Annotated in this window: 27 protein-coding genes; 9 read left to right on the top strand and 18 right to left on the bottom strand. The window is 74.8% G+C overall.

The features are described 5' to 3' along the window. Window positions 1-219, top strand: a 219-nt coding sequence (locus ACW0Q9_RS07800) for a hypothetical protein (RefSeq protein ID WP_456179318.1), incomplete at its 5' end; no start/stop codon positions are given. A 421-nt stretch (window positions 220-640) separates the two neighbouring features. Here ACW0Q9_RS07800 and ACW0Q9_RS07795 read toward each other — a convergent pair. From ACW0Q9_RS07795 to rimP, 10 genes are all read right to left on the bottom strand, one after another. Beyond that, entirely contained in the window at window positions 641-850 is a 210-nt protein-coding gene (locus ACW0Q9_RS07795; protein WP_172968016.1) for a DUF6186 family protein, read from the bottom strand. Continuing rightward, window positions 850-1,260: a hypothetical protein gene (locus tag ACW0Q9_RS07790; RefSeq protein ID WP_456179316.1), complete on the bottom strand. Its 411-nt coding sequence runs from the start codon at window positions 1,258-1,260 to the stop codon at window positions 850-852. Before ACW0Q9_RS07790 ends, ACW0Q9_RS07795 begins: the two co-directional genes overlap by 1 nt. An 83-nt stretch (window positions 1,261-1,343) precedes the next feature. After that, complete coding sequence (locus tag ACW0Q9_RS07785) at window positions 1,344-2,390, bottom strand: DHH family phosphoesterase (RefSeq protein WP_456179314.1); 1,047 nt, start codon at window positions 2,388-2,390, stop codon at window positions 1,344-1,346. Further along, window positions 2,387-2,869 carry a 30S ribosome-binding factor RbfA gene (gene rbfA / locus ACW0Q9_RS07780; protein ID WP_456179312.1) on the bottom strand — a complete coding sequence of 161 codons (483 nt, stop codon included), beginning with the start codon at window positions 2,867-2,869 and terminating at the stop codon, window positions 2,387-2,389. The genes ACW0Q9_RS07785 and rbfA overlap by 4 nt, the downstream gene beginning before the upstream one ends. 189 nt (window positions 2,870-3,058) lie before the next feature. Then, entirely contained in the window at window positions 3,059-3,352 is a 294-nt protein-coding gene (locus ACW0Q9_RS07775) for a DUF503 domain-containing protein (RefSeq protein WP_456179310.1), read from the bottom strand. A gap of 34 nt (window positions 3,353-3,386) precedes the next feature. Then, the gene (locus tag ACW0Q9_RS07770; RefSeq protein ID WP_456179309.1) at window positions 3,387-4,448 is read right to left on the bottom strand and encodes a TRM11 family SAM-dependent methyltransferase; all 1,062 of its coding nucleotides are present in this window, start codon (window positions 4,446-4,448) and stop codon (window positions 3,387-3,389) included. Window positions 4,449-4,526: 78 nt separating this feature from the next. After that, window positions 4,527-7,451, bottom strand: coding sequence for a translation initiation factor IF-2 (infB, locus tag ACW0Q9_RS07765; RefSeq protein ID WP_456179307.1), 2,925 nt, complete (start codon window positions 7,449-7,451; stop codon window positions 4,527-4,529). A 93-nt stretch (window positions 7,452-7,544) separates the two neighbouring features. Continuing rightward, on the bottom strand, window positions 7,545-7,880 hold the full coding sequence (locus ACW0Q9_RS07760; protein WP_456179305.1) for a YlxR family protein: 336 nt from the start codon (window positions 7,878-7,880) through the stop codon (window positions 7,545-7,547). A 16-nt stretch (window positions 7,881-7,896) separates the two neighbouring features. Next, window positions 7,897-8,940 carry a transcription termination factor NusA gene (nusA, locus tag ACW0Q9_RS07755; RefSeq protein WP_456179304.1) on the bottom strand — a complete coding sequence of 348 codons (1,044 nt, stop codon included), beginning with the start codon at window positions 8,938-8,940 and terminating at the stop codon, window positions 7,897-7,899. Then, window positions 8,937-9,590, bottom strand: coding sequence for a ribosome maturation factor RimP (gene rimP, locus ACW0Q9_RS07750; RefSeq protein ID WP_456179303.1), 654 nt, complete (start codon window positions 9,588-9,590; stop codon window positions 8,937-8,939). The genes nusA and rimP overlap by 4 nt, the downstream gene beginning before the upstream one ends. Window positions 9,591-9,853: 263 nt before the next feature. Here rimP and ACW0Q9_RS07745 point away from each other — a divergent pair, with 263 nt between their 5' ends. From ACW0Q9_RS07745 to ACW0Q9_RS07715, 7 genes are all read left to right on the top strand, one after another. Next, complete coding sequence (locus tag ACW0Q9_RS07745) at window positions 9,854-10,303, top strand: hypothetical protein (RefSeq protein WP_456179322.1); 450 nt, start codon at window positions 9,854-9,856, stop codon at window positions 10,301-10,303. Then, complete coding sequence (locus ACW0Q9_RS07740) at window positions 10,300-10,740, top strand: ferritin-like domain-containing protein (protein ID WP_456179301.1); 441 nt, start codon at window positions 10,300-10,302, stop codon at window positions 10,738-10,740. The genes ACW0Q9_RS07745 and ACW0Q9_RS07740 overlap by 4 nt, the downstream gene beginning before the upstream one ends. 70 nt (window positions 10,741-10,810) lie before the next feature. Then, window positions 10,811-11,392, top strand: coding sequence for a PadR family transcriptional regulator (locus ACW0Q9_RS07735; protein ID WP_456179300.1), 582 nt, complete (start codon window positions 10,811-10,813; stop codon window positions 11,390-11,392). Next, on the top strand, window positions 11,389-12,132 hold the full coding sequence (locus ACW0Q9_RS07730) for an ABC transporter ATP-binding protein (protein WP_456179298.1): 744 nt from the start codon (window positions 11,389-11,391) through the stop codon (window positions 12,130-12,132). The genes ACW0Q9_RS07735 and ACW0Q9_RS07730 overlap by 4 nt, the downstream gene beginning before the upstream one ends. Continuing rightward, window positions 12,129-14,816, top strand: a complete 2,688-nt coding sequence (locus ACW0Q9_RS07725) for an FtsX-like permease family protein (RefSeq protein WP_456179297.1) — start codon at window positions 12,129-12,131, stop codon at window positions 14,814-14,816. The genes ACW0Q9_RS07730 and ACW0Q9_RS07725 overlap by 4 nt, the downstream gene beginning before the upstream one ends. Window positions 14,817-14,883: 67 nt before the next feature. Further along, window positions 14,884-15,363: a nitroreductase family deazaflavin-dependent oxidoreductase gene (locus ACW0Q9_RS07720; RefSeq protein WP_456179296.1), complete on the top strand. Its 480-nt coding sequence runs from the start codon at window positions 14,884-14,886 to the stop codon at window positions 15,361-15,363. 111 nt (window positions 15,364-15,474) lie between these two features. Then, window positions 15,475-16,212 (top strand): nucleotidyltransferase domain-containing protein, encoded by a 738-nt coding sequence (locus tag ACW0Q9_RS07715; protein ID WP_456179294.1) that lies wholly within the window; start codon window positions 15,475-15,477, stop codon window positions 16,210-16,212. A gap of 16 nt (window positions 16,213-16,228) precedes the next feature. Here ACW0Q9_RS07715 and ACW0Q9_RS07710 read toward each other — a convergent pair whose 3' ends face one another. Further along, a complete protein-coding gene (locus ACW0Q9_RS07710; RefSeq protein WP_456179292.1) occupies window positions 16,229-16,945 on the bottom strand; it encodes a VIT1/CCC1 transporter family protein in 717 nt (238 codons plus the stop codon). Continuing rightward, window positions 16,942-17,799 (bottom strand): type I methionyl aminopeptidase, encoded by an 858-nt coding sequence (map, locus tag ACW0Q9_RS07705; protein WP_357338204.1) that lies wholly within the window; start codon window positions 17,797-17,799, stop codon window positions 16,942-16,944. The genes ACW0Q9_RS07710 and map overlap by 4 nt, the downstream gene beginning before the upstream one ends. Window positions 17,800-17,893: 94 nt before the next feature. Between map and ACW0Q9_RS07700 the strand changes: the two genes are divergently transcribed. Next, complete coding sequence (locus tag ACW0Q9_RS07700; protein ID WP_456179289.1) at window positions 17,894-18,208, top strand: STAS domain-containing protein; 315 nt, start codon at window positions 17,894-17,896, stop codon at window positions 18,206-18,208. A 12-nt stretch (window positions 18,209-18,220) separates the two neighbouring features. Here ACW0Q9_RS07700 and ACW0Q9_RS07695 read toward each other — a convergent pair whose 3' ends face one another. The 6 genes from ACW0Q9_RS07695 to ACW0Q9_RS07670 form a co-directional block, all read right to left on the bottom strand. Next, the gene (locus ACW0Q9_RS07695) at window positions 18,221-21,883 is read right to left on the bottom strand and encodes a SpoIIE family protein phosphatase (protein ID WP_456179287.1); all 3,663 of its coding nucleotides are present in this window, start codon (window positions 21,881-21,883) and stop codon (window positions 18,221-18,223) included. A 123-nt stretch (window positions 21,884-22,006) separates the two neighbouring features. After that, window positions 22,007-22,774, bottom strand: coding sequence for a gamma-glutamyl-gamma-aminobutyrate hydrolase family protein (locus ACW0Q9_RS07690; protein ID WP_456179286.1), 768 nt, complete (start codon window positions 22,772-22,774; stop codon window positions 22,007-22,009). Continuing rightward, window positions 22,771-23,538, bottom strand: a complete 768-nt coding sequence (locus ACW0Q9_RS07685; RefSeq protein ID WP_456179284.1) for a 3-oxoacyl-ACP reductase — start codon at window positions 23,536-23,538, stop codon at window positions 22,771-22,773. The genes ACW0Q9_RS07690 and ACW0Q9_RS07685 overlap by 4 nt, the downstream gene beginning before the upstream one ends. 1 nt (window position 23,539) lies before the next feature. Continuing rightward, entirely contained in the window at window positions 23,540-24,895 is a 1,356-nt protein-coding gene (locus ACW0Q9_RS07680) for an aldehyde dehydrogenase family protein (RefSeq protein ID WP_456179282.1), read from the bottom strand. Between the two features lie 106 nt (window positions 24,896-25,001). Further along, window positions 25,002-26,366 carry a glutamine synthetase family protein gene (locus ACW0Q9_RS07675; RefSeq protein WP_456179280.1) on the bottom strand — a complete coding sequence of 455 codons (1,365 nt, stop codon included), beginning with the start codon at window positions 26,364-26,366 and terminating at the stop codon, window positions 25,002-25,004. Between the two features lie 46 nt (window positions 26,367-26,412). Next, window positions 26,413-26,847: a hypothetical protein gene (locus ACW0Q9_RS07670; RefSeq protein ID WP_456179278.1), complete on the bottom strand. Its 435-nt coding sequence runs from the start codon at window positions 26,845-26,847 to the stop codon at window positions 26,413-26,415. Between the last annotated feature and the right edge of the window lie 36 nt (window positions 26,848-26,883).

The raw sequence follows: 26,883 nt of genomic DNA, 5'->3' as shown, positions 1-26,883 counted from the left end.
CCGTGGTTGCCGTCCATGACCCGGGCCGGGCCGGCGGCGGGCGCGGAAGTCGGCTTGCCCGGCGGGCACCCGGCCGGGCCGCCAGTAGTGCCGGTCGAGGTGGATCAGCGGCAGGTCGAGCCGGCCGGCGACCTCGCGGGCGAGCGCTTGTTGCCGGCGCCCGCCCTGCCGACGATCAGGATGCGGCGCACCGGGGGGACGGTAGCGCCGACGGGGTGACCGGAGCGGCGGTGACGTCGTGGGTACGGCGTCACCGCCGGGCGGCCACCGTCACTGACGGGTGTCCATCGAGGTCTGCAGAGCGCGGCGCATCTGCTCGCGCGCCTCGTCGGTGGTGTTCTCGGTCTGCGGCTTGCGCTTGGTCGCCATGGGCGTTCCCTTCCAGGGTGCGGACCACCGACACACGGCGATCCTCGGCCTGCTGAGCGCCGGCAGCGGTCCGGGATCACCGGAGCGGCTCCCTGGCAGCGTGAGCCCGGGTCGGTCTGACCCTGGAGGGAGGCGGCACCTGGTGTGGCACCACCGCCCGTGACCAGCGCCGAAGCGCCGGCCCCCCACCCAAATTAACGTTCACTTTCCACATGCTGCCCACTGTTCCCGCGATACGGACAGCATGGAACGGGTCGGGCGCGGCGCGGGCTCAGCGGGCCAGGAAGTGCCAGCCCAGCCACCACCAGAATCCGAACAGGCCGATCCGCCCGACCGGGACCGGCCCGACCTCGTAGCGCATCACGAAGGCGCAGACGTCGGCCAGGGACGGGATCCGGGAGCCCTCCCGTCGGGCGGCCCACTCGACGGCCGCGAAGAGCAGCAGCGCGGCCAGGAAGCCGCCGATCGCCAGGGCGCGCATCATCGGCGGACCAGCCCCCAGAACGCGGTCAGCCAGGCGAACCAGGCCGCCGAGCGGACCAGCTGGTCCTCCAGCATCGGGTCGGCCAGCCGGGAGAAGGTGGGGAACTCGTCGCCCACGGACAGCACGAAGGTCGCGCCCTCCAGGACCCCGAAGACGGTGACCGGCAGCAGCCACCAGAGCGCGGCGGACGGCAGCCGCGTCGGCGCCGGCCGCCGGGGCGGCACGCGGTTGCTCAGGCCGACCCAGATCAACGCCCCGCCGGTGCCCAGGGTGTAGAGGTTGGCCGCGGTGGTGAAGGACGGCAGCTGCCCGCCGACCAGGGAGAGGCAGATGAACACCGGTACGGAGACGACCGGCCGGTCCCAGGCCCGGGGCGCCTCGACGGTGAGCTCGCGGGGGTGATCCATCACCCGATTGTCCCCAGCGTCACGGAACGCGGGAAGACCGGCACGCCCCGGAGTCACCCCCCGGTTCTCGCCCCCGGAGTGGGTCAGGCGGGCAGCAGGGCGCCGGTGAGTTCGGCGCGGATGCGCTCGACCACCTCGTCGACCGTGCCGCGCCCGGTGAACCCGGCCGCGAACCGGTGCCCGCCGCCGCCGAGCGCCATGGCCACCCGGCTCACGTCCACGGCGCCCTTGCTGCGCAGCGAGACCGCCCACTCGGCGTCACCGGCCTGCTTGACCACGCAGCTGACGTCCGCCTCGGCCGTGCAGCGCACCGAGTCGATCAGGGCCTCCAGCACGTACGCCGGCTGGTCGTGCCGGGCCAGGTCGTCGTGGGTGGCGTAGGTCCAGACCAGCCCGTGCCCGGCGGCGGCCGCCGGCTCCAGGCGGGCCCGGCCCACCACCTCGCCGAAGAGGCGGACCGCGCCGAACGGCCGGGTGTCGAAGATCTTCCGGGAGATCTCCCCCGGCCGGATGCCGGTGGCCAGCAGCCGGGCCGCCAGCTCGTGCACGGCCGGCGTGGTGGCCTCGAAGCGGAACGAGCCGGTGTCGGTGCTCAGCGCCACGTAGAGGCAGGCCGCGATGTCCGCGTCGAGCGTCACCCCGAGCCGGTCCAGCAGCCCGAGCGCGACCACCGAGGTGGCCGCCGCGTGCGGGTCCACCAGGTGGATGCCGCCGAACCCGGTGTTCGAGGCGTGGTGGTCCAGCACCAGCGCGGTGCCCGCCTTGTCCAGCCGGTCGACCAGGTCGCCCAGCCGGGACTCGCTCGCCGCGTCGAAGCAGATCACGAGGTCCGGATCCGGGTACGCGTCGGCCTGCGCGACCAGCAGGTCCGAGCCGGGCAGCCAGCGGAACGGCTCGGGCACCTCCGGTGGCCCGGGGAAGGTCGCCTGGAGCTGCCGTACGCCGAGCCGGCGCAGGCCCAGCCCGAAGCCGAGCATGCTGCCCAGCGCGTCGCCGTCCGGGTTCACGTGGCAGATGAGCAGCACCCGCGCGGCGGCGGGGAGCCCGCGTACCGCCGCGACGGCGGCCGCCCAGTCGGTGTCGGTCGGGCCGGCACCGGCCGGCGGGCCACCCGGGGCGGAACCGGTCACCGGCGGTCGCCGCCGCGCGGCTCGTCGACCTCGGTCTCGGTCTCCTCGTCCTCGGTCTCCTCGTCCTCCACCCGGTACGGCTGCGCCTCGCCCGCGTACTGGGCCTTGGCGGCCAGGCGCTGGACCTCGGCGTCGGCGTTACGGGCCGCCGCGAGCAGGTCGTCGATGTGCTTGACCTGGTCCTGCACGTCGTCGAGAACGAAGGTCAGGGTCGGCGAGTGGCGCAGCCCGAGCGCCTTGCCCACGGTGCTGCGCAGCATGCCCTTGGCGCTCTCCAGCGCGGCGGCGGTGCTGGCCTGGGCCGCCGCGTCGCCGAGCACCGTGTAGAAGACGGTGGCGTCGCGCAGGTCGGCGGTGATCCGGGCGTCGGTGATGGTGATCATGCCGAGCCGGGGGTCCTTGATCTGGCTCCGCACCACCGACGCGACCAGTTCACGGATGCGCTCCGCGTGCCGGCGTACCTTGGCCGGATCCGTCATGTCCCCCACCTCCAGGGCTTCCTGCTTCCCACGACGACTTCCGCTCGGCGCCTCTGACGCCGTCGCTGGAGCCGTCGGCCGGAGACGACGGCGCGGGCGCCGCCGGGTCCGACCCCCAACATCTCGAACACTACCCGCGCGATCGCCGCCCCCGCGCGGGGCCGCCGGTGCCGGCGGCGAGGGGCCCGGTCAGTCCTCCTCGCCGTGCAGGCGGCGGCGGACCGACAGCAGCTCGACCTCCGGCCGGGCGGCCACCAGCCGCTCGCAGGAGTCGAGCACCTCGCGGACGTGCGCCGGCTCGGCGGCCACCACGGCCACCCCGATCTGCGCGCGGCCGTGCAGGTCGAGCGCCCCGACCTCGGCGGCGGACACCTCGAACCGGCGCAGCGCCGCGACGATCGGCCGGACGTACGACCGCTTGGACTTCAGGGACCGGGAGTCCCCCGGGAGCAACAGGTCGAACTGCGCGGTTCCGGTATACACGGCGAGCAACGGTACGGCAGCGGCGCCGCCCCGGTCACCCGTTTTCCCCGGCCGTGGGGGCGACCGCCACCAGCACGTCCCGCTCGATCGCCTGGTCGACCCGGTGCGCGAGGTCCCGCCAGCCGGGCCCGTCCACCACCCGCAGGCCGGCGTCGGCCAGCACCGCCTCGGCCGCCGCCCGCGGGGCCACGTGGGTGTTCCAGGACAACCCCAGGGCGCCGCCGGGACGCAGCAGTTCCCGCCAGACCGGCACGGCGGCGGTGAGCAGGTCCAGCGGGCTGCGGGACAGCCCCGCGTCGGTGCGGCTGCCGTGCGCCACCCCGTACGGGGCGTCGGTGACGATCACGTCGGCGCAGCGGGGACGGAGCACCTCGCGGGCCCGGGTGGTGTCGGCGTGCAGCACGGTGACCCGCTGGGTCGCCCCGGACCGGTGCGCGTCCCGGGACGGCGCGAGGACCGCCTCGAAGCGCCGGGCCACGAGCCGGCGGTCCCGCCGCACCGGAACGGTCTCGGCGGTGTGCTTGAGCCGCTTGCGGCGCAGCCAGGTACGCAGGAACGCCGCGTACGCGTCCACGTCCTTGCCGTCGTGTTCCACGCCGATGCCGTCGTAGCCGTACATCAGCGCCTGGTTGAGGGTGGTGCCCCGGCCGCAGAGCGGGTCGAGCACCACGAGCGGCGCGTCCAGCATCCGGGGCGCCGAGGCCGACGCCAGCAGGGTGACGTTGAGCAGCAGCCGGGTGAACTGCTCGTTCGTCTTGCCGGCGTACTTGGGGATGGTGATGAGGTCGGAGTCGTAGCGGGCCAGGGGGTGCAGCGGCACCGGCCGGAGCAGGTCGTCGCCCACCCGCTCGAAGAGCGCGTACGCCGCCGAGAGGTTGGCCAGGTGGGCCAGGTCCCGGGCGCCGAGGCCGGGCGCCGGGACGGCGAAGGTCAGGTACTCCACCCCGCCGATCCGCTCCACCCCGGCGTCGACGGGTGCCGCGTCGAGCACCCCCGACCCGGCGAACACGGTCAGCTCGGCACGGGCCAGCCGGCCGGCGGCGTCGGCGTAGACGCGGTTGGCGGAGGGGGCGAGGAGCAGCGCGTACCCGATCACGCCGGAGATTGTCGCAGCCTGCGGAAACGGCGACGGCCGGGGCCCGCAGGCCCCGGCCGTCTCCGTCGTTCACACCGCTCAGGCGCGCGGCTTCTCCCGCATCTCGAAGGTCTCGATGATGTCGCCGACCTGGACGTTGTTGAAACCGCCCAGCGTCAGACCACACTCGAAGCCTTCGCGGACCTCGGTCGCGTCGTCCTTGAACCGCTTCAGGGAGCTGATCGTGAGGTTGTCCGCCACGACCGCCCCGTCCCGCAGCAGCCGCGCCTTGGCGTTGCGGCGGATGAGGCCGGACCGGACGATACAGCCGGAGATGTTGCCGATCTTGGACGAGCGGAAGACGTCGCGGATCTCCGCGGTGCCCAGCTCGACCTCCTCGTACTCCGGCTTGAGCAGACCCTTGAGCGCGGCGTCGATCTCCTCGATGGCCTGGTAGATGACCGTGTAGTACCGGATCTCCACGCCCTCGCGGTCGGCGATCTCGCGGACCTTGTTGGCGGCCCGCACGTTGAAGCCGATGATCGTGACCGCCTCGGACGAGGCGCTCGCGAGCATGACGTCGCTCTCGGTGATCGCACCCACGCCCCGGTGGATGATCCGAAGCTGGACCTCCTCCGGGATGTCGAGGTTGAACAGCGCGTCCTCGAGGGCCTCCACGGAACCGGAGACGTCGCCCTTGAGCACCAGGTTGAGCGAGGTCTTCTCGCCCTCCTTGAGCTGCTCCATGAGCGTCTCGAGGGTCGCCCGGCCACGGGAGTTGGCGAATGCCGCCGCCCGCCGCCGCGCCTGCCGCTGCTCGGCGATCTGCCGCACGGTCCGGTCGTCCTCGGCGGCCAGGAAGGTGTCACCCGCACCCGGCACCGTGGTCAGACCCAGCACCATGACCGGACGCGCCGGCCCGGCCTCGTCGACCGGCTTGCCGTTCTCGTCCAGCATGGCCCGGACCCGGCCGTGCGCCCCACCGGCGACGATCGAGTCGCCGGCCCGGAGGGTGCCCTTCTGCACCAGCACGGTCGCCACCGCACCACGGCCCTTGTCCAGGTGCGCCTCGATGGCGACACCCTGCGCCGGCCCGTCGATCGGAGCGGTCAGCTCCAGCGACGCGTCGGCGGTCAGCAGCACGGCCTCGAGAAGCTCCTCGATGCCGATGCCGGGCTTGGCCGCCACGTTGACGAACATGGTGTCGCCGCCGTACTCCTCGGCGACCAGGCCGTACTCGGTCAGCTGCTGGCGGACCTTGTCCGGGTTCGCCTCCGGCTTGTCGACCTTGTTGACCGCGACCACGATCGGCACGTCCGCCGCCTTGGCGTGGTTGAGCGCCTCGATGGTCTGCGGCATCACGCCGTCGTCGGCCGCCACCACCAGGATCACGATGTCCGTCACCTGGGCGCCACGGGCACGCATGGCGGTGAACGCCTCGTGACCCGGGGTGTCGATGAAGGTCACCGCGCGGTCCTCGCCCTCGTGCGGGACGTGGACCTGGTAGGCGCCGATGTGCTGGGTGATGCCACCCGCCTCGCCGGCCACGACGTTCGCCTTGCGGATCGCGTCGAGCAGCTTGGTCTTACCGTGGTCGACGTGACCCATGACGGTCACGACCGGCGCACGGCTGACCAGGCGGTCCTCCGACACCACGGCGTCGAGGTCGATGTTGAACTGCGCGAGCAGCTCGCGGTCCTCGTCCTCCGGGCTGACGATCTGCACGTCGAAGCCGAGGTGCTCACCCAGCAGCAGCAGGGTGTCGTCGGAGCACGACTGGGTCGCGGTCACCATCTCGCCCAGGTTGAACATCTCCTGGACCAGCGAACCCGGGTTGGCGTTGATCTTGTCGGCGAAGTCCGACAGCGAGGCGCCACGGGACAACCGGACGACCTGACCCTGGCCACGGGGGGCACCCGAGGACATGGTCGGGGCCGACAGGTTGTCGAACTCCTGTCTGCGCTGCTTCTTCGACTTGCGGCCACGGGTCGGCCGGCCACCCGGACGCCCGAAGGCACCCGCGGCGCCACCGCCACGGCCACGACCGCCACCACCCGGACGGCCACCGCCGCCGGCCGGGGCACCCGGGCGGAAACCGCCACCGGGAGCGCCACCGCCGCCGCCACCGGGACCGCCGCGGAAGCCGCCGCCGCCACCGGGACGGCCTGCGCCGCCACCGGGACCGCCACGACCGCCGCCGGGGCCGCCGGGGCGACCCGTGGTCGGCCGCTGGCTCGGCATGGAGGCCGGGCTGGGCCGGGGCGGCATGGAGGCCGGGCTGGGCCGCGGCGGCATGCCCGCCGGGCTCGGCCGGGGACCGCCGGCACCGGCGGCCGGGGGCCGCTGCTGCTGGCCACCCTGGATACCGAACGGGTTGTTGCCGGCGCCGCGCGCCGGCGGACGACCGCCCGGACGGGCACCCGGGCCCGGGGTCGGGCCGCCGGGACGACCGGCGGCCGGGGCACCCGGACGCGGCGGCACCGCGTTCGGACCCGGACGCGGACCCGGACGGGGACCACCCTCGGTCGGGGGCTCGCGGCGGACGTTCTCCCGCTGCTGCTGGCGGGCGGCCTGCGCGGCCTTGACCGCGGCCTCCTGCTCAGCCTTGAGGGCGGCGGCGCGCGCCTCGGCGGCCGCCACCTCGATGTCGTGCGCGCTCGCCGGCTTGGCGACCGGGGTCGCCGGCTGCGGCGGGCCGGGGACCGGGCCCTTGGGCTTCGGTCCAGGGGTCGGCGCGGCCGGCCGCCGGGGCGGCATCGGCTTGGCCGAGACCCGGGGGGCGCCCGGGGTCGGGGTCGGCGTCGGGGTCGTCGCCGGGCTCGGGGCGGCCGCCGCCGGAGCGGCCGCCGCCGCGCCACCGGCGGACGCGACGAATGCGCCACGCAGCCGTCGGGCGACGGGCGCCTCGACGGTGCTGGACGCGGACTTCACGAACTCGCCCATCTCCTTGAGCTTGGCGAGAACGGTCTTACTCTCGACCCCGAGCTCCTTGGCGAGCTCGTGTACGCGGGCCTTTCCTGCCACTGCACTCCTCACTCCGAGGTCGTGCGGGCAGCACCCGCAGCGACCTCACTCGTGCACTTGAAGCCTGGTCATTTCAGGGACTTCATCGTGTGCTCATGTCGGTCGTCCTACCTTGCTAGCGACCCTCGACCGGTCGGGTTGACCGGTCGTCGGGGTTTGCGCGTCAACGTGCTCCGCGAGCGCACCGTGGTCGAGGACCCCGGTGATGCGCAGTGCCCGCCCGAAGGCGCGGCGCCGCACCGCCTGCGCGAAGCAGGCCGGATCCGGGTGCACGTTCGCTCCCCGACCCGGCAGTCTGCGAGCCGGATCGGCCCGGAGGCTGTAATGACCTGCCTCGTCACCGACCGCGACTATCCGCAGCAACTCGCTGGCCGGCGCTCGCTTCCGGCAGCCCACACAGGTGCGCTCCGGCAGCGCGCGTCGTACCACTGGAGGAAGTCTACCCCTAGCTGCTCGAGATCGCGCCGCCCGCCTCGGGAACGTGATCAGCTCCGCCCCGGCCGGCCGCTCCGCTCTGCTCCGCGTCGGAGCGGATGTCGATCCGCCAACCGGTCAACCGGGCCGCGAGCCGGGCATTCTGCCCTTCCCGCCCGATCGCCAGCGAAAGCTGGAAGTCCGGGACGGTCACCCGGGCGGTCCGGCTGGCCAGATCGACGACCTCCACCCGGAGCGCCTTGGCCGGCGAGAGCGCGTTGCCGACGAAGGTGGCCGGGTCGTCCGACCAGTCGATGATGTCGATCTTCTCGCCGTGCAGCTCGCTCATCACCGCGCGGACCCGCTGGCCCATCGGGCCGATGCAGGCGCCCTTGGCGTTGACCCCCGGAGCGGTGGAGCGGACCGCGATCTTCGTGCGGTGACCTGCCTCACGCGCGATGGCGCCGATCTCCACGGTGCCGTCGGCGATCTCCGGGACCTCCAGGGCGAAGAGCTTCTTCACCAGGGCCGGGTGCGACCGGGACAACGTGATCTGCGGGCCGCGCATTCCCTTGGCCACGTGCACCACGACGCAGCGGATCCGCTCGCCGTGCGCGTACCGCTCGCCGGGGACCTGCTCGGACTGGGGCAGGACGCCCTCCAGCTTGCCCAGGTCGACGCTGACGATGCCCTTCTCGGCCCGCGCCTCGTGCGCCTGCACCACGCCGGTGACCAGGTCGCCGTCGCGGCCGACGTACTCGCCGAAGTGCACCTCGTCGGTGGCCTCCCGCAGCCGCTGGAGGATCACCTGCTTCGCGGTCATGGCCGCGATGCGCCCGAAGTCGTGCGGGGTGTCGTCCCACTCCCGGACCACGGTGCCGTCGGCGTCCACCTCCTGGGCGTACACCGAGGCGGCCCCGGTCTTGCGGTCGATCTCCACCCGGGCGTGCGGCTCGGCGCCGTCGGTGTGCCGGTAGGCGGTCAGCAGCGCGGTCTCGATCGCCGCGAGGATCGTGTCGAACGGGATCTCCCGCTCGCGCTCCAGTGCGCGCAGCGCCGCGAGGTCGATGTTCACCTCTCCTCGTCCTCCAGATCTTCGTCGTCGTCGATGTCGGTGTCGTCACCGAAGTCCTCGTCGGCCACCTCGTCCAGGCGGCTGAACTCCACCTGGACCCGGCCGGGGCCCAGCTCGGCGTACGCATGCTCCACGCGGCCGGCGTCGGTCTCCAGCGCCACGCGCTCGTCGTCGGCGGCCGCGATCCGGCCGGTGACCTGCCGGTCCCCCTCGGGGAGGCGGACGGTCACCTTGACCAGCCGGCCTGCATTGCGCCGCCAGTGCCGGGGCAGGGTGAGCGGGCGGTCCACGCCGGGCGAGCTGACCTCGAGCTGGTACTCGCCGGCCACGATGTCCCCGCCGGCCTCCTCGGCGGCGTCCAGCGCCGCCGAGACCGCCCGGGAGACGTCCGCGACCGCGTCCAGGTTGATCCCGCCGTCGGCGTCCACGATCACCCGGACCACGTGCCGGCGGCCGGCGCGGGACACGGAGAGGTCCTCCAGGTCGTAGCCGGCGGCGGTGACGACCGGCTCGATCACCTCGCGCAGCCGGGCCCGGCGCGCGTTCAGGTCGCCGCGGGGTGCGCCGCCCCGGTCCGCGCCACGGGGGCCGTCGGACCGGCGGGGGCGCGAGGGCCCCGTCGGCCGGGTGGCACGGCCACGCTGCGTCATTCGGCGTACCTCTCTGCTGTTGCCACGGGCCCGGGGGCCCGTCGTGTCGATGCGTGGGCAGGGCGGTCGGCCGCCATGCCGGCACGCCACCGGGGCGTTCGCGCCCGGTGGCTGCGCAGAGCGTAACGCGCGGGCCGGGCGGCGGCCCGGGCGGCGCACCGACGCCACTGGCCCACAGACCGGCGGAGATGGTGTTGACTTGTCCGGTGGCGACGGGCAGAACGACATCGGATCAGGGCGCACCGGGGCATTCCCGGCGAGCGCTGCTGCGCGCCGGGGCGCTGGTGGCCCTCGGCGGCGCGGCCGTGCCGCTGACCGGCTGTGATCTTTTCGACCGCGACGACGAGGCCCCGCCCCCGGATCCGCTGGAGCCGCTCGCGGCCGAGGCCACCGCGCTGGAGGCCCGTTACCGGGCCGCCGCCACCGCCGTCCCGGCGCTGGCCGAGCGGCTCACCCCGATCGCCGACGCGCATCGGGCCCACGCCGAGGAGCTGCGGAAGGTGATCGGGCGGCCGGCCCCCTCCGGCAGCCCCGCCGCCGACCCGACCGGGGCCGCCGTGGACCCGGACACGGTCCGCACCGAACTGCGGCAGGCCGAGCAGGAGGGGCGGGAGAACGCCGCGAAGGCGTGCGCCGCCGCACCCGCCGACCGGGCCGCGCTGCTCGGCTCGATCGCGGCGGCCCGGGCGACCCACGTGGAGGCGTTGAAGTGAACCCGACCAGCGGCCCCGCCCGGGCCCTCGGCGACGCGCTCGCCGCCGAGTACGCGGCGATCTGGGCGTACGGGGTGATCGGCGTGCACCTGACCGAGGCGGCGCGCTCCGCCGCCCGCGCCGCCGAGGCGGCCCACCGGTCCCGCCGGGACACCCTGATCCTCCAGCTCAGCGCAGGCGGCGGTCAGGTCCCCGCCGACCGGGCCGGCTACGCGCTCCCCTACCCGGTGACCGACCGGGCGAGCGCGCTCAAGCTGGCGGTGGAGATCGAGGAGCGGACCGCCGGCCACTGGCGGGCGGCGCTGCCGCACACCACCGGGGCGGACCGGAACAAGGCCCTCGCGGCGCTCACCGACTGCGCCCTGCGGGCCACCCGCTGGCGGCGCACCGCCGGGGTGACCCCGGTCACCGTGCCGTTCCCCGGCCGGCAGGCCTGAGCGGAGGCCCTGGTCACCCGGTGGAACCCTGCGGTTGCGGACCGCATACCAGGTATGCATACTCCTGGCCATGTCCATCCGCCACGGCCTGCTCGCCCTGCTCGAGCGCGGCCAGATGTACGGCTACCAGCTCCGGTCCGCGTTCGAGGACTCGACCGGCTCGACCTGGCCGCTGAACATCGGGCAGGTGTACACCACGCTGTCCCGGCTGGAGCGCGACGGCCTGGTCCGCTCGCTGCCGGAGAGCGACGGCGGGCAGCGGCCGTACGAGATCACCGACGCCGGGCGGGCGGACCTGGCCCTCTGGTTCGCCACCCCGATCAGCCGGGCCGACCGGCCCCGGGACGAGCTGTCGATCAAGCTGGCCCTGGCCCTCACGACGCCCGGCGTGGACGTCCGCGCCGTGGTGCAGACCCAGCGCAGCGCCACCATGCGGGCCCTGCAGGAGTTCACCCGGTTGAAGTACGCCAGTGACAAGCCGGAGGATCTGCCCTGGCGCCTGGTGCTGGACGCGATGATCTTCCAGGCCGAGGCCGAGGTCCGCTGGCTCGACCACTGCGAGACCAGCCTGGTCCGCCACCGCCCGGCGCCGAGCCGGCCGGCCACCCATCCGGAGGCGGTGGACCGGGCCGACGAGGAGGCCCGCCGGTGACGCCAGGACCTGAGCCGACAAACGGTGTGCTGGAACTGCGGGCGGTGCACCGGACCCACGGCGCCGGGGAGGCCGCCGTACATGCGCTGCGCGGGGTGAGCCTCACCGTGGCCGCCGGCGAACTGGTGGCGGTCATGGGCCCCTCCGGCTCCGGCAAGTCCACCCTGCTCGCCCTGGCCGGCGGGTTGGACCGGCCGACCGGCGGCGAGGTGCTGGTCGAGGGCGAGTCCCTCGGCGGCCTGCCGGCCCGCGACCTGGCCCGGCTGCGCCGCCGGCGGATCGGCTACGTGTTCCAGGACCTGAACCTGCTCGGCAGCCTCACCGCCGTGGAGAACGTGGCGCTCCCCCTCGAACTGGACGGCGTCGGCGTCCGGGCGGCCCGCCGGCTGGCCCTGGCCGCGCTCGCCGAGGTGGACGTGGCCGGGCTGGCGGACCGGTTCCCCGACCAGATGTCCGGCGGCCAGCAGCAGCGGGTGGCGATCGCCCGGGCCCTGGTGGGCGAGCGCCGCCTGGTCCTCGCCGACGAACCCACCGGCGCGCTCGACTCGCAGGCCGGCGAGGCGGTGCTGCACCTGCTGCGCCGCCGGGTGGACGCGGGCGCGGCCGGGGTGCTGGTCACCCACGAGGCGCGGCACGCCGGCTGGGCGGACCGGGTGGTCTTCCTGCGCGACGGGGTGCTGGTCGACTCGACGGCCCCGCTGGTCGGCGTCGAGCACCTGCTCAGCGGCAGCGGTCGGTGAACCCGGGCCGGCTCGCCGCCACGCTCGGGTCGTGGCGCGCCGCGCTGCGGATCGCCCGGCGGGAGGCCCGGCGGGCGCGCCGGCGTACCGCGCTGGTGCTCGTGATGATCGCGCTGCCGGTGCTCGGGCTGAGCTTCGCCGCGGTGAGCTACGACATGGCCGAGCTGACCCGGGCCGAGCGGATGGACCGGCAACTCGGCGCGGCCGACGCGGAGCTGCGCTGGATCGACCTGAACGCGATCGCCCAGGACGCCTGGGGGGAGGGCTCCTGGCCGGTCGAGGGCGACCCGGTGCCCCGAACCCGCGCGGTGACGGCCGACGAGCTGCGGGCGCTGCTGCCCGCCGGCAGCCGGCTCACCCGGCTGCGCCGGTGGGTGCCGTTCGAGGTACGGATCGACGGCAGAACCGTCTCGTTCGACGCCCACGCCGTCGACCTGACCGACCCGCTCAGCCGGCCGCCGGCCCTCGCGCAGGGTGGCCGGCGGCCCACCCGCCCCGACGAGATCGCGGTGAGCCCGGCCGCGCTGCGCCGGCTGGACGCCCGCCTGGACGAGCCGGTGCGGACCGTCGACGGCACGACCTACCGGGTGGTCGGGGTGGTGGAGTTCCCGGACAACCTGCGGGAGGTGGTCGCGCTCCGGCCGGAGATCCCGTCCGGTCCGTTCGCGGCGGCCGACGAGAACTGGCTCGTGGACCTGCCCGGGACCGTCGACGCGGCGCTTGCCGACCGGTTGAACGCCCGGGGCATCCTGGTGGCCGCCCGGACCCCGCTGCCCGGCCGGGACGAGATGGCCACCGGACCGGACCTGCCCGACGCCGAGGAGGCCGGCAACACGGTGCTGGTCGGCGGGCTCGGCCTGCTGGAGGTGGTGCTGCTGGTCGGCCCGGCCTTCGCGGTCGGCGTCCGCCGCCGGCGGCGGGACCTCGCCCTGGTCGCGGTGGCCGGCGGGGACGCCGCGCACCTGCGCCGGATCGTGCTCGCCGACGGGGTGGTGCTCGGCGCGGGCGGGGCTGCTGTCGGCGTGCTGCTCGGCGTCGGCGCCGCGTTCGCCGGCCGGCCGCTGGTCGAGCAGTACGTGATGGGCGCGCGGTCCGGGGCGTACCGGGTCTTCCCGACGGCGCTCATGGCGATCGTGGCGGTGGCGGTGCTGGCGGGCGTGCTGGCCGCCCTCGCGCCCGCCTGGGCAGCCGCCCGGCAGGACGTGGTGGCCGGGCTGGCCGGCCGGCGCGAGCCGCCCCGCCCGCGCCGCCGCTGGCTGGTGCTCGGGGTGCTGCTCACCGTGGCGGGCACCGCCCTGGCCGCGTTCGGCGCCACCAGGACCGCCCCGACCGGGGTGCTGGCCGGCGTGGTCCTGGGCGAGCTGGGGCTCGTCTTCTGCACCCCGACGCTGATCGGGGTGCTGGCCCGGACCGGCCGGCTGCTGCCGCTGACGCCCCGGCTGGCGCTGCGCGACGCCAGCCGCAACCGCTCGTCGGCCGCGCCGGCCATCTCCGCGGTGATGGCGGCGGTGGCCGGCAGCGTGGCGCTCGGCGTCTACGTCGCCAGCGACGACGCCCGGCAGCGGGCCGCCTGGCAGCCCGGCCTGCCCCCGGGGCACGTGCTGCTCCAGCGCACCGACGGGCCGGCCACCGGCGCACTGCCCCCGGCCGGCGAGGTGGCGGAACGGGTCCGCACGGTTCTGCCGGGCGCCACGGTGATCCCGGTCGCCGCACCGGAGTGCGCCCGCCCGGCGGCCCCGGAGGACTACTGCGTCGCCATCGCGGTGCGCCCGCCCGGGGAGCGCTGCCCGTACGACCCGTTCGGCCCCGGGCCCGCCTCGGCGCGCACCGACCCGCGCTGCGTGCGGCCGTTCCGCGAACCGAGCGACCTCTACCTGCCGGCCCTCGTGGACGACGGGACGGCGCTGCCCGCGCTCACCGGCGCCCCGGCCGAGGAGGTGGCCGCGGCCCGCCGCGCGCTGCGGGCGGGCGGCGTGGTGGTCACCGACCCCCGGCAGGTGGTGGACGGGCGGGTCCGGATCGAGGTCAGCCACGGCTCCGGCGCCCCGACGACCGCGGGGAGCCTGCCCGGACACGTGCTGCGCGGCGGCCTCCCGGTGGACCGGCTGGTGGTCTCCCCGGCGGCGGCCACCACGCTCGGCCTCGTCGCCGTGCCGCTGGGCTACCTGGTCGACACGGCCGACCCGCCCACCGACCGCCAGCGGGACCGGCTGGCCGCCGACCTGGCCGCGGTCGCCCCGCTGGCCGTCCAGGTGGCGACGGCCGGGCCGCCGTCCGACCAGCGCCCGCTGCTGCTCCTGCTGGCCGGCGCCTCCGGCCTGATCACCCTGGGCGCGGCCGCGGTGGCCACCGGCCTCGCCGCCGCCGAGGGCCGCCGGGACCTGTCCACCCTCGCGGCGGTCGGCGCCGATCCCCGGGTACGCCGGGTGCTGTCGCTCTGGCAGGCCGGGGTGATCGCGGGGCTCGGGTCGGTGCTCGGCATCCTGGCCGGCCTCGGCTCGGCGGCCATCATCCTGATCTCGCTCAACCGCCGGTACGCCCAGGCCTGGCCGGTGGAGCCGCCGTACCCGCTGGTGGTGCCCGGGTCGACGCTGACCGTGCTGGTGGTGGTGCCGCTGGTGGCCATGCTCGGGGCGGCCCTGCTGACCCGGTCCCGGCTGCCGGTCGAGCGCCGGCTGGACTGACCGCGCTCGATCCGGTCCGACCGGTCGGGGGGTGCCGCGGGTGGGGCGTGCCCGGCACACTGGTCGGGTGTCCGCCGTGCAGTCCCTCACCCGTCGTCTCGGTCACCAGAAGTGGTTCGCCGCCACCATGCGCCTGCTCGTCCCCGCCGACCGGCTGGTCGGCCGGCTGACGAAGGGTCGCGTGGTCGCCTTCGGGCTGGTGCCCTCGCTGGTCCTCACCACCACCGGCCGCCGCTCCGGCAAGCCGCGCAGCAATCCCCTGCTCTACGTGCCCGACGGCGACGCGTACGTGGTGATCGGCTCGAACTGGGGGCAGCAGCACCAGCCCGCCTGGTCGCTGAACCTGCTCGCCCAGCCGGCCGCCGAGGTCGACGTTAGGGGGCGCCGGGTCCCGGTGCGCGCCGAGCCGATCAGCGGCGCGGAGCGGGAGCGGCTGTTCGCCCGGCTGGTCGACGAGTGGCCGGCCTACCGCACCTATGTGGAGCGGGCCGGCAACCGGGAGATCCGGGTGTTCCGGCTGGTCCCGGCGGGCGAGCCGGTCAGCTGACCCGGGGCGGCGCGGCGAGCCGGCGGGTCCGGTCCGGCTGGCTAGGGTGGTCATCGGTCGACGCGCGCCGGGCCGCCGCCGGGCGAGCCGCGCGCGGAACGGAGGTGGACCGTGGACGCCAGCGGCGCCGGGCTGGACACCGACCGGTACCTGGACGATCCCCGGTGGCGGGTCGCCGAGCGGGTGGGTGACGCGGCGGTGCGCCGGTTCCCGGCGGACGTCCTCGCCGTCGCGGTGCACGGCCCGCTCGCGCACGGCGACGACGACGGCGGTGGCACCGGCGAGGTCGGGCTGCTGGTGGCCACCTACCGCCCGGGCGGCGGGCCGTCCCCGGCGACCCGCCGGGTGGACGGGGTGCTGGTCGACCTCACCGTGGCCGGGGCGGACGACTACCTGCGGCAGGCCACCACGATCACCGCGCTCTGGCCGCTCACCGCCGACCGGTACGTCACCACCCGCGCCCTGCACGACCCGACCGGCTGGCTGCGCACCCTCCGCGACGAGCACCTGGCCCGGCTGGCCCGGGCCCGGCCGGCCGAGTTCACCGCGGCGGCCCGGCAGGCCTGGTACCGGGGCAGCGCGGCGCACGCCCGGGCGCTGCGGCTGGCCGAGTGGTACGAGACCGACCCGGCGCTGCTCATGCTCGGCGAGGCCCGGCTGGCCGCGGCCACCGTGCAGGGGCTGCTCAGCCGCACCTACTTCCGCGATCCGGGCGACGCGGTGCGGCGCACCGGCCTGGCCGGTGCGGACATGACCGAGGTGGGCACGGTGCTGGCCCGCCAGGCCGAGGAGCTGGCCGCCCGGGGCCGCCCGGTCGACGGCACCGTGGACGACCTGCTCGGCGGCTGACGGGGCGGCCGGCTTGTCAGCCGATCCCGCCCTGGATGCCGATCAGGGCGCCGACCAGGTAGGTGGCGCCGGCCGCGAGGGCGCCGAGCAGCAGCTGCCGCAGCCCGCTGGACCACCAGGTGCGGTTGGTGAACCGGGCCACGATCGCGCCGGCCACGAACAGTCCCACCCCGCCGACGCCGAGTGCCAGCGCCAGGCTGGTGAAGCCGAGCAGGTAGGTGACCAGCGGCACCAGCGCGCCGACCGAGAAGCAGAGGAACGAGGAGATCGCCGCCGCCCACGGGCTGGGCTGTTCGTCGGGGTCGACGCCCAGCTCCTCCCGGACGTGCACCCGCAGCGCCTCCTCCGGGTTGCGCCGGACGGCCTCGGCGACCTGCGTGGCCAGGTCCCGGGGCAGCCCTCGGGCCACCCACGCGTCGGCCAGCTCGCGGGCCTCCGCCTCGGGGTGCCGTTCCAGCTCGCGCCGCTCCTTGGCGACCTCGGCGGCCACCTGCTCGTTGGCCGAGCGGACGCTGGTGTACTCGCCCAGCCCCATCGAGATGGCGCCGGCCACCAGCCCGGCCGCGCCGGTGAGCACGATGCTGTGCGGGGAGACCCCGCCGCCGCCGACCCCGGCGATCAGCGCGATGTTGGTGACGAGCCCGTCCATCGCCCCGAACACCGCCGGCCGCAGCCAGCCGCCGGACACGTCCGCGTGGTGCGCCTCGCGCAGCGCCGCCGGGGTGTCGGTCACGGCAGGGTGAGGATCTCGTAACCGTCGTCGGTCACGACGATGGTGTGCTCGAACTGCGCCGTCCACCGGCGGTCCTTGGTGACCACGGTCCAGCCGTCGTCCCACATGTCGTACTGGTGGGTGCCGAGAGTGATCATCGGCTCGATGGTGAAGGTCATCCCGGGCTCCATCACGTCGGTGGGGCGCGGGCTGTCGTAGTGCGGCACGTAGAGGCCGCTGTGGAAGGACTCGCCGATGCCGTGGCCGGTGAAGTCGCGCACCACGCCGTAGCCGAACCGCTTGGCGTACGACTCGATGACCCGGCCGATCACGTTGATCTGCCGGCCCGGGGCGACCGCCTTGATGCCGCGCATCATCGCCTGGTGGGTCCGCTCGACCAGCAGGCGGGCCTCCTCGCTCACCTCACCCACGCAGAAGGTGGCGTCGGTGTCGCCGTGCACCCCGCCGATGTAGGCGGTCACGTCGACGTTGATGATATCGCCGTCCTGGAGCACCGTGGAGTCCGGGATGCCGTGACAGATCACCTCGTTGAGGCTGGTGCAGCAGGACTTCGGGAAGCCCTTGTAGCCCAGCGTCGAGGGGTAGGCGCCGTGGTCGCAGAGGAACTCGTGGACCACCTTGTCGATCTCGTCGGTGGTGACCCCCGGCTTGCAGTGCTCCCCGGCGAGCTGGGTGGCCTGGGCGGCGAGCCGGCCGGCGATCCGCATCTTCTCGATGGTCTCCGGCGTCTGCACGTGCGAGCCGCGCCACTCCTGCGGACGCGTCTTGCCCACGTACTCCGGACGCGGGATGTGGGCGGGAACCGCTCGCCACGGGGAGAGCGTGCCTGGGGTCAGCGGCGCACGGACGGTCATGACGACAGCCTATCGCCGCACCCCTGGTGACCCCCGCCACGGCCCGCTCGCCCGGGTTGTTGCCGTGCCGCAAGCGCTGTGCCATTGTTGCTCCGTGGATCAAGGGGGCGCGCCGCCCGTCTTCTCCGCGACCGCGGAGGTCGACGGCGATCAACTGCGCGTCCGGGTGGCCGGCGAGGTCGACATGGCGACCGCCGACACCATGTACCAGACCGTCCTCCGGGAGCCCGTCCGGCACGTCACGCTCGACCTGCGGGCGGTGACCTTCTTCGACTCGGCGGCGATCCACGCGGTGGTCCGGCTGGCCCAGCACTTCCCCGGCACGCTCACGGTGCTGCCGTCCCGGCAGGTCCGGCGGGTGCTGGAGATCTCCGGCCTGGGCGAGCAGGACTGGCTGGCGCCGGCCTGAGCCGCCGCGGCCTCAGTCCGCCAGCCGGCGACGCAGGACCAGCTCGGTGCCGTCGTCCGTGCGGGTCACGGTCATCTCGCCGAGCGCCTCGATCAGCGCCAGCCCCCGGCCCCGGAAGCTCGACCCGCTGGACTCCCGCCACCGGCCGCTGTCCCGGACCGTGGCGGTCACCGTGCGGCCGTCGATGGTCACCTCGACGCCGATCATCGCCTCGGCCGGGTCGACCGGGTGCTCGATGGCGTTGGCGGCGGCCTCGGAGATGGCCACCGTGAGGTCGAACAGGTCGGTCTCGCCGACGTGGTGGGCGACCAGGAAGTCCTCCAGCCGCTTGCGCAGCACGCTGAGCCGGGTCGGGTCGGCCGGCAGCCGCAGCGCGAAGCGGTTCAGCTCGGTCGCCTCCAGCGCGAGCACGGCCACGTCGTCGTGCCGGTTCCGCTCGGCGACGCGCTCGACGACCGCGTCGACCAGGTCGGCCACGTGCTCCCCCGGGATGGTCGCGTCCGCCCGGAGCTGGCCGAGCCCGGCGTCGATGCCGGCCTGCCGGTCCTCGATGAGCCCGTCGGTGTAGAGCAGCAGCCGGCCCCCGGGCGCCAGCTCGCCGTCGACGGTCCGGTACGCCGTGCCGGGGATCGCCCCGACCGGCGGACCGAGCGCCCGGTCGTGCAGGAACACCGCGTCGCCTCCCCGGATGAGCAGCGGCGAGGGGTGACCCGCGCTGGCGTACCGGAGCCGGCCGGTGCGCGGGGCGAAGCGGAGGCAGACGACGGTGGCGAACGAGCCGCCCTCGGTGGAGCCGACCAGCCGGTTGAGCCGGGTCAGCGCCTCACCCGGGTCGTAGCCCTCCAGCACGTACGCCCGCAGCGCGTTGCGGAGCTGGCCCATGGCGGCGGCGGCCCGCACCCCCTTGCCGACCACGTCACCGATCACCAGCACCAGCTCGTCGTCGGCGGTGCCGATCACGTCGTACCAGTCGCCGCCGATCTCGACGTCGGCGCTGCCGGGCAGGTAGCGGCTGGCCACCACGGCGCCGGGGAGCTGCGGCAGGGTACGCGGCAGCAGGCTGTGCTGGAGCGTGGTGGCGATCCGGTGCTCGGCCTCGTAGAGCTGTGCGTTCTCCAGCCGCACGCCGACCAGCCGGGCCAGCTCGGTGAGCGCCGCCTCCTCGGTGCCGCCGCCCTCCCGGCGCCAGACGCGCAGTTCACCGAGCTGCTCGTCGGTGGTGCCGGTCAGCGGCAGCACCACCGACGGCTCCGGGGACACGTCCCCGCCGCCGTCCGCCTCGTAGCGGGCGCCGGTGGCGGTGACCACCACCCGGGCGGCCTCGGCCAGGCTGAGCGCGTGCCGCGCGGCGACCCGCACCACCTCCGTGGTGGACCGGGCCGTGTTGATCGCCACCGCGGCGTCGGCGAGCGCCCGCAGCCGGCGGATGATCTGGCCCCGGAGCTGGCCCAGCTCGACGTTGGCCCGGACCCGGGCGATCAGCTCCTGGCTGGAGAAGGGCTTGGTGAGGTAGTCGTCCGCGCCGACCGAGAGCCCGGCGACCTCCTCGGCCGCGCCGGCCCGGGCGGAGAGCAGCACGATCGGCACGTGCCGGGTGAGCGGGTTGGCGCGCAGCGCGGTGACCAGCCCGAAGCCGTCCAGCCGGGGCATCATCACGTCGGTGAGGACCAGGTCGAACGGGGAGTCGACGGCCAGCCGCAGCGCCTCCACGCCGTCCGGCACGGCCACCACCTCGTAGGACGGGGAGAGCAGCCGGCTGACGTGCTCGCGCAGGTCGGCGTTGTCGTCGGCGACCAGGATCCGGCCCGACCCGCCCGACACGGCGGCCGGCTCCGGCAGCCCGCCCGGCCGCGCCACCTCGGCGGTCCAGAGCACGGTCTCGGCGACGTGCAGCCGGGCCTGCTCCGGCTCGCCGAGTGGCGCCGGGGCGAGGGCGGCGACCCGGTCGGCGGGCAGGTGCGCGTACCCGAACGGCACGGTGACGGTGAACGTGGTCCCCCGGTCGACGGCGCTGTGCGCCTCGACCGTGCCGCCGTGCATCTCGACCAGCTCACGGACCAGGGCGAGGCCGATGCCGGTGCCCTCGTGGGTGCGGGCGCGGGTGCCGGGCACCCGGTGGAACCGCTCGAAGACGTGCGGCAGTTCCTGCGGCGCGATGCCGACGCCGCTGTCGGCGACCTCCAGCACGGCGGCGCCGTCGCCGGCACGGACCCGGACCCGGATCTCGCCGTCGAAGGTGAACTTGACCGCGTTCGACACGAGGTTGAGGACGATCTTCTCCCACATGTCCCGGTCGACGTAGACCGGCGCGGGCAGCGGCGGGCAGTCCACCACCAGGCGCAGCCCGGCCCGCTCGGTGGCCGAGCGGAAGGTGCTGGCCAGCCGGGAGGTGTAGTCGGCCAGGTCGGTGGGCTGGTAGCGGGCGGCCAGCCGGCCGGACTCCAGCCGGGAGAAGTCGAGGACGGTGTTGACCAGCTTGAGCAGCCGGAGCGCGTTGCGGTGCATCACGGCCAGCCGGTCGAGGTACGCACCGGGCAGGTCGCGGTCGGCGAGCAGGTCCTCCAGCGGCCCGAGCACCAGGGTGAGCGGGGTGCGGAACTCGTGGCTGACGTTGGCGAAGAAGTTGGTCTTGGCGCGGTCGAGCGTGGCCAGCTCGGCGGCGCGGGCCTGCTCCTGCTCGTACGCCCGCTGCTTGTCGACCGCCCGGGAGACCTGGGCGGCGACCAGGTCGGCGAAGTGGCGGTAGTCGTCGGTGAAGGGCAGCCGGCGGGCCACCCCGAGCAGCAGCGCGCCGGCCGGCTCGTTGACGGCGGTGAGCGGCAGCAGCAGCGCCTGGTCGGCGGCGTCCGGCGGCACCGTCCCGAGCAGTTCCGCGGTCGAGACCCAGCGGGCCGCGTCCGGGGTCTCGCCGGCGCCGGGGGCCGGCGGCCCGCCCGCGACCGCGCTCAGGTCCATCCCGGCGCAGCCGGTCAGCGCCGGGACGCCGTCCTCGTCGTGCAGCCAGATGGCACTGAACGGCACGTCGGCCCGGTGCCGGTCGAGCACCCGGGCCACGGTCCGGCCCAGCTCCACGGTGCTCCGCACGTCCGCCAGCTCGGTGCCCAGCTCGGCCAGGGCCCGCAGCCGGCGCTCGCCGACCACCCGGCCGGTGGTCTCGTTGACGAAGCAGAACACGCCGCTGACGCCGCCGTCGGCGTCCCGGATCGGGTCGTACGAGATGTCGAAGTAGACGTCCTCCAGGAAGCCGTGCCGGTTCAGCACGAAGGGGTGGTTCTCCGCCTGGTAGGGCACGCCGGTGCGGCGTACCCCGTCGAGCAGCGGCCCGAGGACGTCCCAGGTCTCCGCCCAGTACTCCCGGGCGGAAGCGCCGATCGCGGCCGGGTGCTTGTCGCCGATGGTCGGCCGGTAGGCGTCGTTGTAGAAGGCCAGGTAGTCCTCGCCCCAGAACAGGACGATCTGGGCCCGGGACGACAGCATGGTGCTCATCGCGTGGCAGAGCGCCGCGGGCCAGGCCTCCGGGCCGCCGACCGGGATCGTGGACCAGTCGAGGTCGCGTAGCCGCTCGCCCATCTCACCACCGGCGGCGAACGCCGCGGTCAGCAGTGGAGAGAGTTGCGCCTCCCCGGTCCCCGAGGACGAATGACGAACGTCCCCGCCCCCCTGGGCCGAGCCCATGCAGCCTCCCGCTCCGGCCATGTCCACGACGACCGGCGCGAGCACGCCGGTCGTCCCCGCCTACTACCCCGACGGAGGAGCAACGTAACGCATGTCCATGGTCGGACGCTGGTTACCTAGGCCTCATCCTGACGCAACCGGCGGGCGGCGGCGAGTCGGGCGCTCCCGCGGGTCAACCCGGACGGTGCCGTCGGGCGTCGCGGCGACGGCCGCCGCGCGGACCAGGGCGGCGACCGGCCGGGGATCGGCGTCGTTCTCCGGGTGCCACTGCACCCCGAGCAGGAAGCGCCGCGCCGGGTCCTCCACCGCCTCCACCACCCCGTCGTCGGCCCAGCCGGTCACGGCCAGGCCGCCCGGGTCGGCCACCGCCTGGTGGTGGTAGGAGTTGACCCGGTCCACCCCGGCCATCACCGCCCCGGCCAGGCTGCCGGCGGCGAACCGGACCGGGTGCGACCCGTACACCCCCGGGGCCGGGCGGTGCCGGTCGTGCCCGACCACGTCGGGGAGGTGCTGGTGCAGCGCGCCGCCGTAGGCCACCGCGAGCAGCTGCATGCCCCGGCACACGCCCAGCACCGGCAGGTCGGCGGCGAGCGCGGCGGTCAGCAGCGCCAGCTCGCCGGCGTCCCGGTCCGGCCGGCTCTCGGTGCGCGGGTCGGGCGGCTGGCCGTACCGCTCCGGGCCGATGTCGGCGCCGCCGGCCAGCAGCAGCCCGTCGAGAACCCCCAGCACGTCGGCGTCGGCGTCGTCCGGTGGCAGCACCACCGCGCGGCCGCCCGCCGCGGTGACGGCCCGGACGTACGCCTGGGGCACCAGCGCCGCCGGCACGTCCCGCCACACCGCCCAGCCGGCCGGCTCGACGTACGCCGTGACGCCGATCACGGGACGGCTCATAGCGGTGTGACGTAGGCGCCGGTGATCCCGCCGTCGACCACGAACTGCGCGGCGGTCATGAAGGAGGCGTCGTCGCTGGCCAGGAAGGCGACCGCGGCGGCGATCTCCTCGGGATTGCCGAACCGGCCCATCGGCACGTGGACGAGGCGGCGCGCGGCCCGCTCCGGGTCCTTGGCGAACAGCTCCAGCAGCAGCGGGGTGGCGACCGGGCCGGGGCAGAGAGCGTTGACCCGGATGCCCTCCCGGGCGAACTGCACGCCCAGCTCCCGGGTCATCGCCAGCACCCCGCCCTTGCTCGCCGTGTACGCGATCTGCGACGTCGCCGCCCCCATGAGCGCCACGAACGAGGCGGTGTTGATGATCGAGCCCTTGCCCTGCCGCCGCATGTGCGGGATGGCGTACTTGCAGCAGAGGTAGACGCTTGTCGTGTTGACCCGCAGCACCCGCTCCCAGGCGTCCAGCCCGGTCTCCAGGATCGAGTCGTCGTCCGGCGGCGAGATGCCGGCGTTGTTGAACGCGACGTCCACCCGGCCGTGCCGCTCGGCCACCCCGTCGAAGAGGTCCCGGACCGCCGCCTCGTCGGCCACGTCGGCGGCGACGAACTCGCCGGCCACCTCGTCGGCCGCCCGCTTGCCCGCCTCGGGGTCGATGTCCACGCAGACCACCCGGGCGCCCTCGGCGGCGAACCGCCGCACCGTGGCCAGGCCGATGCCGCTGCCCGCCCCGGTCACCACGGCGACCCGGTCCTGAAGCCGTCCCTGCATCTCACTCCTCCGTGCTGATGAACACGTTCTTGACGTCGGTGAAGGCGTGCAGCGCGTCCGGGCCCAGCTCCCGGCCGAGGCCGGAGCGCTTCATCCCGCCGAACGGGGTCCAGTAGCGCACCGAGGAGTGCGAGTTGACGCTGAGGTTGCCGGACTCCACCGCCCGGGCCACCCGGACCGCACGGCCCACGTCCCGGGTCCAGATCGAGCCGGAGAGACCATATTCGGTGTCGTTGGCCAGGCGGATCGCGTCCGCTTCGTCGTCGAACGGGAGCACCGAGACCACCGGGCCGAAGATCTCCTCCCGCCAGTGCCGGTCCGCCGGGGAGTCGGCGAGCAGCACGGTCGGGGCGTACCAGAAGCCGCCGCCGTCGGGGCGGGCGCCGGTGAAGGCGACCTTCGCCCCGTCGACGTACCCGGCGACCCGGTCCCGGTGCCCGGCGGAGATCAGCGGGCCCATCTCGGCGCTCTCGGCGGCCGGGTCCTCCACCCGGAACGCCCGCACGGCCGGTTCGAGCAGTTCCAGGAAGCGGTCGTACACCGATCGCTGGACCAGGATCCGGGAGCGGGCGCAGCAGTCCTGGCCGGCGTTGTCGAAGACCGCGGCCGGCGCGCTGGCCGCCGCCCTCGCCAGGTCGGCGTCGGCGAAGACCAGGTTGGCGGACTTTCCGCCCAACTCCAGCGTGACCCGCTTCACCTGGGCGGCGCAGCCGGCCATGATCCGGGTGCCGACCTCGGTCGAGCCGGTGAAGCAGACCTTGCGGACCGCCGGGTGGGTGACGAACCGCTCCCCCACCACGCTCCCCTGGCCGGGCAGCACGGTGAACACGCCCTCCGGCAGGCCGGCGTCGAGGGCCAGCTCGGCCAGCCGCAGCGCGGTCAGCGGGGTCAGCTCGGCCGGCTTGAGCACCACGGTGTTGCCGGCGGCGAGCGCCGGGGCGAAGCCCCAGCCCGCGATGGGCATCGGGAAGTTCCACGGCACGATCACGCCGACCACGCCGAGCGGTTCGTGGAAGGTGACGTCGAGCCCGCCGGCCACCGGGATCTGGTGCCCGGTCAGCCGCTCCGGCGCGCCCGCGTAGTAGTCGAGCACGTCCCGGACGTTGCCGGCCTCCCAGCGCGCGTTGCCGATCGTGTGGCCCGCGTTGCGCACCTCCAGCAGCGCCAGCTCCTCCCGGTGCGCGTCGACCACGCCGGCGAACCGCCGCAACAACCGCGCCCGGTCCCCCGGCGAGACGGCCCGCCACGTCTCGAAGGCAGCCGCCGCCCGCCCGATCGCGGCGTCGGTCTCGTCAAGCGAGGTGCCCATCACCTCGCGAAGGGCCTCACCGGTCGCCGGATTGATGACCTGGGTCACGCGCCCCACCCCCTTCCTCGCCGATCATGGAGTTGTGGCACCGCCCGAAAGCCGCCGGTCATCATGAACCGGGCACCACAAGTCCATGATCGACCGGGGGTCGGGATTAGAGGCGTTCGAAGCCACGGACCAGCTCCCAGTCGGTGACGGCGGCGTCGAAAGCGGCCAGCTCCACCCGCGCGTTGTTGGCGTAGTGGGCGACCACCTCGGCGCCGAACGCCTCCGTCGCCACGGTCGAGCCCTCCCAGAGCGTCAGGGCGTCGCGCAGCGTCGAGGGCACCCGCTCGGCGTCCCCGTCGTCGTACGCGTTGCCGGCGCACTCCTCGCCCAGCTCCAGCTCCCGCTCGATGCCGTGCACCGCGCCGGCCACCAGCGCGGCGATCGCCAGGTACGGGTTGACGTCCGCGCCCGGCACCCGGTTCTCCACCCGCATCCCCTGGCCGTGCCCGACCAGCCGCAGGGCGCAGGTGCGGTTGTCGGTGCCCCAGCGCAGCGCGGTCGGTGCGAACGAGCCGGGCTGGTAGCGCTTGTAGGAGTTGACGTTGGGGGCGAACAGCAGGCTGAACTCGCGCATGGTGGCGAGCAGCCCGGCCAGCACCCGCTGCCCGGTCAGCGACAGGTGCGCCGGCCCGTCGCCGAGCATGGCCGAGCGGCCGTCGGCGTCGCGCAGCGAGAAGTGGATGTGGCAGGAGTTGCCCTCCCGCGCGTTCGGCTTGGCCATGAAGGTGATCGACATGCCCTCCTGGGCGGCGATCTCCTTCGCCCCGTTCTTGTAGACGACGTGGTGGTCGGCGCAGGCCACCGCCTCGTCGTAGCGGAAGGCGATCTCGTGCTGGCCGAGGTTGCACTCGCCCTTGGCGCTCTCCGGGGTCAGCCCGGCGCCGGCCATCTCGGTGCGGATCCGGCGCAGCAGCGGCTCCACCCGGGCGGTGCCGAGCAGCGAGTAGTCCACGTTGTACTGGTTCGCCGGCGTGAGGTCCCGGTAGCCGCGCCGCCACGCCGCCTCGTACGAGTCGCGGAACAGCACGAACTCCAGCTCGGTGCCGGCGTACGCGGTCAGCCCGTGGGCGGCCAGCCGGTCGAGCTGGCGGCGCAGGATCTGCCGGGGCGAGGCGACCACCGGGCCGGAGCCGTCCAGCCACTCCAGGTCGGCCAGGAGCATCGCGGTGCCGGGCTGCCAGGGCACCCGGCGCAGGGTGCCGAAGTCGGGCCGCATGGCGAAGTCGCCGTAGCCGCGTTCCCAGCTCGACATGGCGTACCCGTCGACGGTGTTCATGTCGACGTCGACGGCGAGCAGGTAGTTGCAGCCCTCACTGCCGTGCGCGACCACCTGGTCGAGGAAGTAGGGCGCGTGGAACCGCTTGCCCTGGAGGCGGCCCTGCATGTCGGTCAGCGCGAGCACCACGGTGTCGATCTCGCCCTCGGCGACCGCGACGCGCAGTTGTTCCAGCGTGAGCGGAGCTTTCCTCATCGGCGCGCCTCCATCACCAAGGTCTACTGGCAGAACCGGATCACCGTCAATGCCCCCTGCGGACACCGTCGCAAACGCGATCGGCCGAGGGCGGCAGCCGGGTCAGCCGCGGCCCCGCGCCCCGGCGAGGAAGCGTCGGCTCCAGCCGCTCGCCGTCCCGGCTGAGCGCGAAGCGCAGCGGCCCGCCGGCACCCTGAACCTGCCAGCCCTCGGCGAGCGCCGCCCGGATCAGTCCCGCGACCAACCGCGGCGTGACCGGATCCAGGGCGAACACCTCGGCCACCCGGTCCGCGGGCGCGGTGATGATCGGCCCGAAGTTCAGCCACGGGTCGTCGAAGGCCACGAGAACCTCCAACCGGATGCCCTGCCCGGTCGCGACCTGCCAGACCCGGACCATGACGTGACTCGGGTCGACCTGACCGACCGCCCACCGGTAGTCCACACCGTCGACGCTGATCCTCCGCCTGCGAGTCCTGGCCACGGTGCGAGGGTAGGCGTGAGCATCGGCACGTGAGTG

The sequence above is a fragment of the Micromonospora sp. I033 genome (assembly GCF_053890995.1).
Note: the sequence above shows the minus strand (reverse complement) of the source record. Positions and strands in the feature narration are given on the sequence as shown.